Annotated in this window: 10 protein-coding genes and 2 pseudogenes; 8 read left to right on the top strand and 4 right to left on the bottom strand. The window is 43.1% G+C overall.

Annotated features, from left to right (window positions below):
• Nucleotides 1-316: 316 nt before the first annotated feature.
• On the bottom strand, nt 317-1,687 hold the full coding sequence (locus H5300_RS23255; RefSeq protein ID WP_004730160.1) for an L-serine ammonia-lyase: 1,371 nt from the start codon (nt 1,685-1,687) through the stop codon (nt 317-319).
• 311 nt (nt 1,688-1,998) lie between these two features.
• On the opposite strand from H5300_RS23255, the gene H5300_RS23260 reads away from it, so the two are divergent.
• Nucleotides 1,999-2,877 (top strand): YdcF family protein, encoded by an 879-nt coding sequence (locus H5300_RS23260; protein ID WP_182797010.1) that lies wholly within the window; start codon nt 1,999-2,001, stop codon nt 2,875-2,877.
• Between the two features lie 4 nt (nt 2,878-2,881).
• Here the strand turns inward: H5300_RS23260 and H5300_RS23265 are convergent, their stop codons facing one another.
• Both H5300_RS23265 and H5300_RS23270 read right to left on the bottom strand, forming a co-directional pair.
• Entirely contained in the window at nt 2,882-3,559 is a 678-nt protein-coding gene (locus H5300_RS23265) for a hypothetical protein (RefSeq protein WP_182797011.1), read from the bottom strand.
• Between the two features lie 211 nt (nt 3,560-3,770).
• Nucleotides 3,771-4,025 carry a DUF333 domain-containing protein gene (locus tag H5300_RS23270; protein WP_182797012.1) on the bottom strand — a complete coding sequence of 85 codons (255 nt, stop codon included), beginning with the start codon at nt 4,023-4,025 and terminating at the stop codon, nt 3,771-3,773.
• A 370-nt stretch (nt 4,026-4,395) separates the two neighbouring features.
• Between H5300_RS23270 and H5300_RS23275 the strand changes: the two genes are divergently transcribed.
• The 5 genes and pseudogenes from H5300_RS23275 (at nt 4,396) to H5300_RS23295 (ending at nt 9,717) form a co-directional block, all read left to right on the top strand.
• Complete coding sequence (locus H5300_RS23275) at nt 4,396-4,914, top strand: NUDIX hydrolase (RefSeq protein WP_061023327.1); 519 nt, start codon at nt 4,396-4,398, stop codon at nt 4,912-4,914.
• Nucleotides 4,915-5,142: 228 nt separating this feature from the next.
• The gene (locus H5300_RS23280; RefSeq protein WP_182797013.1) at nt 5,143-6,906 is read left to right on the top strand and encodes an ABC transporter ATP-binding protein; all 1,764 of its coding nucleotides are present in this window, start codon (nt 5,143-5,145) and stop codon (nt 6,904-6,906) included.
• A pseudogene (locus H5300_RS23285) lies at nt 6,900-8,684 on the top strand (ABC transporter ATP-binding protein). Before H5300_RS23280 ends, H5300_RS23285 begins: the two are co-directional and overlap by 7 nt.
• 233 nt (nt 8,685-8,917) lie before the next feature.
• The gene (locus H5300_RS23290) at nt 8,918-9,184 is read left to right on the top strand and encodes a hypothetical protein (protein ID WP_017082440.1); all 267 of its coding nucleotides are present in this window, start codon (nt 8,918-8,920) and stop codon (nt 9,182-9,184) included.
• Between the two features lie 98 nt (nt 9,185-9,282).
• Entirely contained in the window at nt 9,283-9,717 is a 435-nt protein-coding gene (locus H5300_RS23295) for a hypothetical protein (RefSeq protein WP_102488307.1), read from the top strand.
• Nucleotides 9,718-9,855: 138 nt separating this feature from the next.
• Here the strand turns inward: H5300_RS23295 and H5300_RS23300 are convergent, their stop codons facing one another.
• Nucleotides 9,856-10,323, bottom strand: coding sequence for a cytochrome b (locus H5300_RS23300; RefSeq protein ID WP_017090620.1), 468 nt, complete (start codon nt 10,321-10,323; stop codon nt 9,856-9,858).
• Between the two features lie 324 nt (nt 10,324-10,647).
• Here H5300_RS23300 and H5300_RS23305 point away from each other — a divergent pair, with 324 nt between their 5' ends.
• Complete coding sequence (locus tag H5300_RS23305) at nt 10,648-11,487, top strand: tetratricopeptide repeat protein (protein WP_004730180.1); 840 nt, start codon at nt 10,648-10,650, stop codon at nt 11,485-11,487.
• Nucleotides 11,488-11,631: 144 nt separating this feature from the next.
• Nucleotides 11,632-11,832: pseudogene (locus H5300_RS27755) on the top strand (peptidase M23); the annotation flags it as partial.

Raw genomic sequence — 11,832 nt, forward strand, 5'->3', positions numbered from 1 at the left:
ACCAAGCGAACAGGTCGCGCTTCTATAAAGACGTTATGGCAAGGATGGCTTAGGTTACAAACCATCCTTGAAGGGTATGAACTCGCTAAGTCTCTTGATTAACCAGACTTGTGATCAAGAGACAGGCTTGGTGGCTGGCTTTTGTTTGTATATCGAAAACTAAGTTTACAATAACGGTTCTGAGTGAGGCGATTTCTCGTCGTGCGAGTCAACGATGTATTGCGTTTCAACTATTCTCTGTATCTCGACTATTCATCGCAACTAGCTAGTCACCGCATTTAACTGGTCACCGCGTCTAATTGGTCACCGCATCTAACTATTCACACGGTGGCGCCATGTGGATCACCGCTAAACCACCTAAAGACGTTTCACGGTACTTCTTGTTCATGTCTTTACCTGTTTGGTACATGGTTGCGATAACCTTGTCTAACGAGATAAGACACTTGCTGGTGCGTTTCAGCGCCATACGTGATGCGTTGATGGCTTTCATTGCACCCATGGCATTACGTTCAATACACGGTACCTGAACAAGCCCACCGATCGGATCGCATGTCATGCCTAGTGAGTGTTCCATTGCGATCTCAGCAGCAATACAGATTTGCTCGTTACTACCGCCTCGAAGGGCTGTTAAGCCTGCCGCTGCCATTGAAGAAGATACGCCAACTTCACCCTGACAACCTACTTCAGCACCCGAAATCGAAGCGTTGGTTTTGTAAAGGATGCCGATAGCGCCAGAGACTGCCAAGAAGTCTTTCAACTGCTTAGTGTCTAACTCTTTGATGAAGCGATGGTAGTACATTAATACCGCAGGAATAACGCCAGCAGCACCGTTAGTTGGAGATGTTACAACCTGGCCACCTGCTGCATTCTCTTCACTTACAGCAAAGGCAAATAGGTTAATCCAATCCATGATCTCCATTGGATCGTTTTCAATCGAAGCATTCGCCTCAAGCTTTTTCAAAAGAGCTGGCGCTCGACGGGTGACTTCTAGTCCGCCATCAAGAATACCTTCAGTATCAAAGCCACGCTGCATACACAGAGACATCACCTTCCAGATTTGGTCGGCTTTTTGGTCAATTACATCCATATCTTGAAAAGACACTTCATTGCGCAGGATTAAGCCACCAAGGCTAAGCCCTTGCTGCTCTGACAATTCAAGTAGTTGGTCGGCAGAAGAAAAAGGGAACTCAACTTGTGTTTCTGCTTCTTGCTTGCCGTTTTGTAGCTCATCAGCGGTTGCGATAAAGCCACCACCAATTGAGTAGTACGTTTCCATATCTAGAAGACTACCGCTCGCGTCAAAGGCAGAGATGGTCATGCCATTTTCATGAAGCGGAAGATTAGTTTTATGGAAGAGTAAGTCGCTTTCTACATCGAAGTGAATTTCATGGTTACCGCTAACCAGTAGAGATTTATCTTCAATCGCTTTACGCATTGCTTGGTTAGCACTGGTAATCTTAATAGTGTCGGGGCGATTACCGAGCAAACCTAACAAAGTTGCTCTGTCTGTGTGGTGACCAATACCCGTCAATGATAACGAGCCATATAAGTCGATTTGAATACGCTTCACTTGCTTAAGCTGAGCATCAATTTTTTGGGTAAAGTTAAACCCAGCGATCATTGGTCCATTTGTGTGGGAGCTGGACGGGCCAACCCCAATTTTGTAGATATCAAAAATAGACAGCATAGTAACTTCCTGTGAAGACGGTTCGATGAACGAACTCTGGTTAAAGTATATCTTTTGTTAACCTCACTTCTTTGAGTGAGCGTATTCTTTCAATGAGATTAATGTTAACAAGCGTGTAGTTCGATGAAATACAAGACCGTGCTATTTTTGCTTTATATAGCTGCACGTTGATTCTTGTGTACCTTAAGATGTTGCTATCAATAGTGAGCATTATTGCGAGCTACATTTAGGAATTTAAAAATACTTTTGTTAAGAACTATTGTATACATAATTCACTCCATCTAATCACTAAAACGAGACTTGAACATAAAATGAGCATTAATCACCTCCTTATTGTGCTAGGTAAGCGACTTAATGGGAATAAATTGACTGATGAAGGCATCAGTCGAGTTGATGCTTTGGTGGGGTATCTGGCGGGGCCTTTGGCTGAAGAGTCTATTCAGCAAACCGCGGTAGCATTTTGTGGTGGGGTAACAAAAGGGCAAACACTGTCTGAAGCCGATGCGATGCACCAATATTTTAGGAAGCCTGAAAATAAGCGTGAACATCCGCTTTCCTTAGGGGCGATTTTACTCGAGCAGCATTCGACCAATACTGTCGAGAACATACAGAACTTGGCCTCAGAGATGATTAAAAGCGGTCTGTTTACTCGCGGGCAGAGTGTGCAGGTGACGTTCGTTTCGAATGACTACCACTTACAACGTATATTCGAGATCCAATCGCTCATGGACGAGCAAGGTTTGCTTAAAGTTCTCATCGAGAAGTGTTCCGCACTTGGGGTGGAGCTGCAAATAGATCGCAGGTTGGATGCTCATGTTGTGGTGCCATACCCACATCAAAGTGCTCAAGGGCAAATGTTTCTGTTGATGGACGTACTGACGACCTACCGAGTTTATCTTGAAGGTGTTTGTGCGGCCGCATTTAAGCGAGATTTGGAGTTGGTTAGACGAGAGCCAGAAAGACTGTCTTTGGAAGCACTGATAGCCGTAAAGGAACTCGTTGGACGTTCATCTGACTTTGACATTGTGGAGAGTTTACTACCAGTATTGGAGCGCTGTATCCAGCAGACTTCAGTGGGTACAGACATAAAAAAAATCAGGGAATACCTAGCTCTACTAGATACTAACCTGACTTTATTGAATCGTTATTTAGATCCGGAATCGGATCACACACATTGCTGGTGGCGATAGGTGATTATTTCTTTCTCGTGATGCCAATAACGGTCTTTAAGCTCGCAAAGGCAATCAAACAGTAAGCTAGAAGCTCAGTGCCTTCTTCAGCGATGGTCTTAACATTACTTATATAATGTTCTCCCATTACGCCATGCCAAAAGCTACCCATGCCAAATAAGCGTGAGAAAACAAGTAAAAGCATAACACCAGTAACCAACATGTTCATGTGTGGGGATGCAAGAATAAGCGCGAGCTGATCAATGGTTCGTTTACCGTTTTTAATCGCATAGAAAATTGCGCTACCAGCAACCAATAGGGCAGGGACAACCCAAGCGCCATGTACGATCATGTCAAACCAATAATCTAATTCTCGGACGAACATTACGGCGAAAAATGCGCTGATTAACATAGCGGCATGTTTTACCTCAGGACGTTTTTTAGCGAGGTAAGCAAATGCGCCAGAAGAGACGATTAAAAGAAATTGCTGTAGCATTTCAGTGACTGAATTTTCACCGATTCTTCCACTCAAGAAAACGAAATCAATGCGGATTGCAAGGTTGACTATAAAACCAATCGCCAAAACTACCAGTGCTGTTTGACAGCGTTTGTAGATTACCGCAGAGGTCGACTGAGATAGGTTGAACTCTGGTATCTCAAGTGACATTTGAGTTTGTTCTTTCGATTTTGTTTGTATTTTCATAATCAACACTACTTGTAAATATTTGTAACAGGCAGGCATTCTATCGGCCTAGATTAGGCTAATGTCAGAGTTGTGTCAGGAATAAAACGGCGTTCAATTGGTGTGTGTGTACGGTAAACCGCTGCCTTATGGCAGGCAGTCTACGTAACATAATTGAATTTTTAGGGGAGGGTTTTAAAGCTTTGAGATTGGAAACTTGTAATAGAAGTGATTACTTTTCAGTTTCTTGCTCATGGTTATTGCGGTAGTACTCCCATTGCTCGATACGTTCACCGTCATCGAGTACACAGTAAGTTGTACGCTGATTGTTTTCAGTAACCGTGTCTAATTCACCGTCCTGTTGAACACAATAAACCGCTGCTGGGTTAGCGACTGAAACACGTTGGCCTTCGCTATATTCTGCATAGTCGTTTGCACAACCGCCTAATACAACGGCACATACAGCCATCAAACCAATTTTCTTCATGTCTATCTCCTACGTGATAACTCTATAATCGAATGCGTTAAGTTCTACAGAACCAAATGAGAAGCTCTATGAAATTAGTATATTTTAGATTTCAGAAAAGGTTGTCCTAATTTGGTCAAGATATTGAAATAGGTTGATATTTCGCTATTTTTAAGTGCTTTTTGAGTGTTTGATCAAGCTGACATAGCTGATGTTATAACAGGAACGGCCTCCGTCGATAAGGCATTACGTGATGGTTATTTTGACTCGATAGCTGTGGGCGAACAGCGATAAAAAGCAGAGGGTATGTGTTCTTGTGGGGGACGGAGAACCTCGAATCTATTGATGATTATGATATGATGCCGCCAAATTCAGTAGAGCAGTCAGAATCATGAGACACCTAAAAACAACCATCCACCCTGATATCGATCATCTAGACAATAAAACGGTATACAAGCGTAATGCTGCCCGCGCCATTGTATTAGATGGTGAAGACATTCTGATGCTGTATACAGAGCGTTATCACGACTACACCATTCCTGGTGGTGGTTTGGATGAAGGTGAAGATGTGATTGCTGGTATGGTGCGTGAACTCGAAGAAGAGACAGGCGCGAAGAATATCCATAGCATTAAGCCGTTTGGCATTTTTGAAGAGTTCCGTCCTTGGTATAAAGACGGTGCGGATATGATGCATATGATCTCTTACTGCTACTCATGCAAGATTGATCGCGAGCTGGGTGAAACGGCTTACGAAGATTATGAAGTGAAAAATGGGATGAAGCCGGTGTGGATGAATATCCATGAAGCGATCGCTCACAACGAAAAGACCATGGCTGAGAGCTCTAAGAAGGGTATGAGCATTGAACGTGAAACCTTTTTGCTGCATTTAATTGCCAAAGAGATGCTTTAGCCTTTATCAGTACAAGCCTGTTAAGCTATTTATTTGCCGCCATTTTTGGCGGCAAAGTTGTTTCTAGCAATGCTAAAATGTAATAACGGTAATCAATTATTGAATATGGTTGATATTGTCAACTAAGTGTTTTTGATGTATCTTTACCTCAGTGATGACCCTATCTAGCTTAGATGCCCGGTCATATCGCTAGTTCTCGCTGTGAGCCTGCCCTAAACAAAGAATACTATGAATAAAAGACAGTTTATTGCCCATTATCTGCGCATGAATCGCACCTCGTACTTATTGGCGATTGTGTTCATTTTTCTCGTCAACTGGTTACAAGTAGAGATCCCTCGTTATATCCAATTGGCGATAGATTTGATTGATGACGCTTCTTCAACTGGCCATCAGCAGCTGCAAAGCTATGTTTGGATTGTAGTCGGCATGTCTGTCGCCATGGTGGTGGTGAGAATTCTGTCTCGTATCTATGCGCTTAATCCGGGGCGAACTACAGAAGCAGCGCTCAAAAGTACACTTCTACAAAAGCTGAATCGCTTACCAAGCAGTTTCCATGAACGCTTTGCTTCGGGTCGACTGATCTCGATTATCAATAACGACCTTAGTGGTATCCGACTGCTGTTTGGTGTCGGCTTCTTGCAGTTCTTCAATGCGTTGCTTGCGTTGTCGCTGACGCCTCTTTACATGTGGCGCATATCGCCAGAACTCACACTGTATTCGATCATTCCTATCTCAATCGCTTTTGTGATTTTCCGTGTGGGCTTCAAGCGTATGAAAACACTGCATTTGGAGCACATGAAACGTCTACAAAACTTGTCTGCTCAGCTAATGAGTTACCTGTCTGGGATTGATTTGATTAAGAGCCAGCAGATGTCACCTTGGGTGAAAACCGAAACTGAAAAGCTTAACCAGTTATTGCTTGAGTGCCGCCTTAAAATTACACGTATTCAAGTCTTCTTTATGCCGGTACTCGACTACGCCAATGACCTGATGAAAATCATCATTCTTGGGCTTGGTGGCTACATGTTAATGAGACAAGAGCTAACCCTCGGTGAGATTACTGCTTTCCTAACTTACTCGGTTTTACTGGCTATGCCATTGATGCAGCTTGGCAGAATCGCAACCATTTATCAGCGTGGCATGGTAGGAATTCAGAGTACACAGACTATTCTTAATGCCAAAGTTCCCGAGCTTGATGAAGATAAGCTCACGGAGTTAGATGTTGAATCGCTAAGGGGAAAAACGTTTTCCGTTCGCAACCTCATCTTCAGCTATTCGGGTGAAGAGCGTGTGATTCTTGATGACATCAGCTTTGATATTCCTGCTGGTAAGAAAGTGGGTGTGCTAGGTGGAATCGGAGCGGGTAAAACGACATTAGTGAACTGCTTGAACCATCACTTGGATGTACCAGAAAGTTCGGTTTTCCTTGGCGAAAGGGATATCACTAGCTTCTCACGCAGTGACTTGCGCCGTTACGTGAAAACCGTGACTCAAGACCCTTTCCTGTTTTCAGCAACCGTCGAGGACAATATCCGCTTTGGCAGCTTAGATACTGACTTGGCAAAGAGTCAGGTTGATGAAGTGCTGGATCTCAGTCAGTTGGCCAGTGACGTGACGCGTTTTGAACACGGCGATCAAACCTTAGTTGGTGAGAAAGGGATCATGCTGTCAGGCGGCCAGAAGCAGCGCTTAAGTATTGCGCGTGCTTTATTGCAACCCACCGATCTGATCATCATGGATAACGTTCTATCGGCCGTCGACTATGAAACAGAACGAAAGATCTTGGAAGGCTTGTTTAAGCGCTTGGAAAATCAATCAGTACTTGTGGTTTCACACCGTGTTAATGCCCTTGAATATATGGATGAAATCATCGTGTTGAACGAAGGTAAGGTGATCGCGAAGGGCGACCATGCAACGTTATTGAAAACGTGTGATTACTATTACGATACATGGCAGTTACAGCAGAATGAAACGGAGGCAGCAGCATGTTAAAAGGTGTTGATCTCAAGTACCTCAAGCACTTTTTTAAGTTTGCTAAGAAATACAAACGCTCTGCGATTCTGGGCATCGCTATGCTTCCTCTCTCTGTCATCACGAGCTTGTTGTTCCCTTGGCTGATCATTCAAGTTATTGATGTTCACCTGAGCCATGGGGATATGGATGGACTGCTCGAGTATGTCTTCTATCTCGTATGCCGTCTGGTGCCGGAATAAAAGGTGGATACCACCTATTCGTACAACCTGCGTAAAACCGGGCAATACACGATAACTGACATGCGCTCAGTGTTGTTTGCTCGCGTGCTCAAACTGCCGCGCAGCTATTTTGATAACACACCGATTGGTGTAACGCTTTCACGATTAACCAGTGATTTGGAAACCATCGGCGAGACATTTGTTCAGTCGGTTGTAGGGCTAGTTAAAGACAGCATCAATACCATTGCTCTGTTGGTGATGATGTTCTTCATTGATTGGCAGTTAACGATGATTGTGTTGATCATTATGCCGCCAGTGATGTATTTGACGGTGTATGTGAGAAACCGACTTCGTGCTCTCTATAAGGTGACTCGTTCTTCGCTGGCTCGCGGTATTGGCTTTTTACAAGAAGTCTTATTTGGCATGAAAACCGTTCAGATGTACCGAGCGGAAGAGCAAGTCGAACAACGCTACCAAGGCTATACTGATGAGTTTCTGAGAGCGCAGAAGAAAATCAATAAATACGATGCGATTTTGTTCTCGTTTATCTCTGGCATCACCTCAATCACGATCGCAATTATGATCTGGTATGGCTCTGAGCAAGTGATAGAAGGGGCACTCACCTTGGGTGTGCTTATTGCGTTCATCAACACCTTAGAGAAAGTGTTTGTTCCGATCCGTGACTTTACTTCGCAGATTGCTTCGATTCAGAGTTCATTCGCAGCGTTTGACCATATTGAAGAGCTGTTTGTTGAGCCGACTGAAGAGGAAGGGCGCAACCTGCTGCCATCTAACAAGGTTGAGAAACAGCTCGAACAGTTTGTGAGCCTTGAGTTTAAGAACGTGAGCTTCCGTTACAAAAACGACTCTCCCTACGTTCTAAAGAATGTCTCGTTTGTATTGGAGAAAGGGCATCAAATCGCGCTTGTCGGTTCGACGGGGTCGGGCAAGTCGACGATTCTGCGTCTGATCTCTAAAACCTACCAAGACTATGAAGGCAGCATTTTGTTGAATGGAATAGAGCTGTCGCAGATCTCAAGCGAAGACTCTGCTCATTTGTTCTCAATGATGATGCAAGATGTACACTTGTTTGAAGAGACAATCCAATTCAATATCGCGCTGGGTAAAACGCATTTATCTAGAGCTGAGGTTGAGCAGGCAGCGCGCTATGTTTATGCCGATAAGTTTATTGAACAATTGCCACAAAGCTATGACTTCCACTTGGAAAAGAACGGCTCCAATTTGTCTGTGGGGCAAACGCAGCTTATTTCGTTTGCTAGAGCGGTTGCACAAGGTGGACAACTGATGATGCTTGATGAGGCGACCAGCTCGGTAGATTCAATCACCGAAGACCTCATCCAAAAAGCGATGCAGCGTCTGTTTAAGGAAAAAACCGTGATTGCGATTGCACACCGTTTGAGTACCGTTCGTCACTCGGATACGATTCTGGTATTGGAACAGGGTGAAATTGTTGAGCAAGGTAATCATCAACAGCTAGTCGCACACAATGGAATTTATGCTGGCTTGTTACAAGAGTCGATTGGCGAAACGAACGATTCCCAAGTTACGGTAGCCTGATTGCCTCAAATCAGGCTGTTGCTTTCGATGGGACGAACTGGCCTTGCCTATGCTTCTCCAGTTTCTATTGTTTTCTAATATTCCCAATAGGTTAGGGAAATTAAACATATTTTTCGATTATTAATATGTTATGATCTCCCTACTACTAAAGGGGTGTCTTCGGGCATCGGGATGTATGCGAGCAAAACGTAAGTGCTTGTGTCAGTCACTTTCTGGCGAATATGGAATCGAAGATGTTGTTGGAAGAAGTTGTAGAAATTATCGAATTAACCGACTCAGATCATTTATCTCAAGCAATGGAACTGTTTAACGAGCATGGTTTTGTTGATGCTGAGTCTTTACCTTTTATGAATGTTGTTTTTGAAACAGCACCGGATCACCTTGCGAAGAAGTTGTCGCAGATTGGTTTTAAAGGTTTAGTGCAAGTCGAAAAGAATGAAGATGCATCGGGCTTCACCATTATTGATGCTGACCGTGTTCTGCTGAAAGACTCAGCTTAACTGTAAGATTCTTCTTAATTACAAGAATAAGATTCAGCTTAGTGAAAAGACTCTATCCAGTTCAGTAACACCCGTTATGATTATTTGAGGTTAACACAGTGACAACAGCAACCGTTTCATCAACAGAGCAACACATTTCCAATGAACATGCGCTTTTAGGTGCATCGTTATTAGCGTCTCAAAAAGTTGAGTTGGCTCTGTTCAGTGTTATCTCTAAATTAGCTAAAGCACTGTCAAAGGAACAACAGCAGCCACTAGGCTTGGATTTGGATATCTTTTTAAGGGAAAAGCCAAGTGAGCAAGCCTCTACGCTGAGCCTATACGAACAGACGTTTGGTGAGCAACTTCCTTTAAAGACAAATGAAATCAGCGATTTTATTTATCACCGAAACTTGGTAACTCGTGGCTTTTGGCGTGTGACTGGGGCTGATGTTAAAGGCGGTGAGAAGCTAGCGAACCCAGAGCTTTATTTAAAAGAGTTCTTGGCCAAGTGCGAATACTGGCAAGTGATGCTTGATACTCAAACCAAGTAATCAAATTGAAATAAGAAAGCCATAGCGAGCATGCTATGGCTTTTTTGTTTGTGTAAACCATGCTGTATTTTTTAAAGCAGATGATTACCACGAATACTGAGAACATCACTGATATTACTTTAAATATCCCTCCAAAATTTAAAGCATCATCTTCAATACATAGTTCCTAGAGACAAAGTGGTGTTTAAGTGCAGCACAAACATGAAGAACAACTAAACAGGCTAGGGCAATACAGCTGGCACGATGTAAATAGAAAAAGAAGCCGTTGATTGCAGGGTCGGTAATTGGGTTATTCACGCTCACTAACCAGAATAACGAATAAGGTTCTTTTAGCATCAAATAACCGGTGCTGAAAACCATAAACATCACTAGATACATCAGGGAGTGAGCAAGTTTAGCAACGCATTTTTGCCCTTCAGGTACAGACAGTGGCATGGTTGGCGATGAGCGGAAGTGACTCCAGACATAACGAACCACGAATAATGGCGTCGCAATGGTCGCCAATGACATGTTGAGCACTGACAGAAAAGAAAACAGTTCTGGATGACTGGTGACATAGTGCATCACATACCCTGCGACTGTTGCATAGATGATGACAGACGCCATGACTCAGTGCAGCACCCGGCTCATTAAATCGTATCGTGGATTGTTCAAATTAACCTCGCTCTGATCGTTATTAATATAAGATTCATCTCGATGCAATAAATCAACTCTTGGTATATTCGCATCGCGAATTAATTATATAGAACAGTATTACGCGGTATTTTTATAATTTAGAAATTAATGATGTTGCTTCAGGTGTTTTATAATTATCAATGATGTTTTAGAGTGTTGATTCCAATAAGGAGAAGGCAGAATTGCCGACTTTCTAGCTTGTCTTGCGATTAAGAGATACAGTTAACAAAGATAAAATATATAAGGAATGTATAAATGCTTCGAATCCTATTGATTGCAGTGTTCTCACTGGTAACGACCATGAGCTTTGCAAGCGAGGAAGTTAAATACTCAGAGAAAGAGTATGTAGACCGACCATTGATGGAACGCTACATCTTAGATGAGCTGAAGCAGTTGCGAATGGAACAGCAAGATTTGGAAAGGCGCTTGACCATTCAGATGACCGATCGTGAGCTTACAGTCGCCGATAAGTCATTGAACTATGCCAATGTCACGGTCACGTATTTCTTCTACATTATTGCGGGTGTTGCTTCTCTTATTGCATTGGTTGGTTGGCAATCACTGAAAGATCTCAAACACACCACCAAAGAAATGGCTGACCAGCGACTTAATTCGATTGCTCAAGACTACGAGAAGAAATTCAATGTTCTTGAAAGGGATCTTAAGCGTAAGACCAGAATTATCTCAGAGAACAACCGAGAAATCGAAATCATCAATGAGATTCACAATTTATGGCTCAGAGCGCAAAACGCTCAAACGGCCGAGCAGAAGATTGAAATTTACGATGAGATATTGAAGGTTCGTCCGGGTGATTTAGAAGCGTTGACCTATAAAGCGGATGCTGCGATGGATATGCAGGAATACCACTGGGCAATGAGCCTATGTAACCGCGTGTTAGAAGTGGATGACCAAAATGCCCACGCCTTGTATCAACGTGCTTGTTCGTATGCAAGGTTAGGAGCAGAAGGTCAGGCTATCGATGACTTAGAGCGTTCTATTGAAGCCAGTGGTTCAATGAGAGAGTTGCTAGCTGAAGAGCCAGACTTTGAGATGCTGCGCGGCTTAGATCGTTTTGAAGCGCTTTGTGAAGAGTAATGTCACATAAGGTGGTGGGCTTCACATGCCCACCATATTTTGGCAACTTTTGTGGAACGGTTTCTTACATTTCGTTTATTTTTTTCAATTAATTGTTATGTTATAACACTTACCAAGTTCCTTGTTATAACCGCTAAGTATTTTATGAAGTTCCTCCCTATTGGCCTGATCGTTATCGCTATCAGTGCATTCTCGCTTTCCGTTTTGCTCCATTTTCAATCCGAAGTACCAGAAGAAATCTCAATTCAAGTCACCCCTTATAAAGATTTATTAACTCATCAAGAGGGGGCATCAAACTTATATACAGATACAGATACAGATACAGATACAGATACAGATTCAAGC

This window comes from Vibrio sp. SG41-7 (genome assembly GCF_014164465.1).
Lineage (GTDB): Bacteria > Pseudomonadota > Gammaproteobacteria > Enterobacterales > Vibrionaceae > Vibrio > Vibrio splendidus.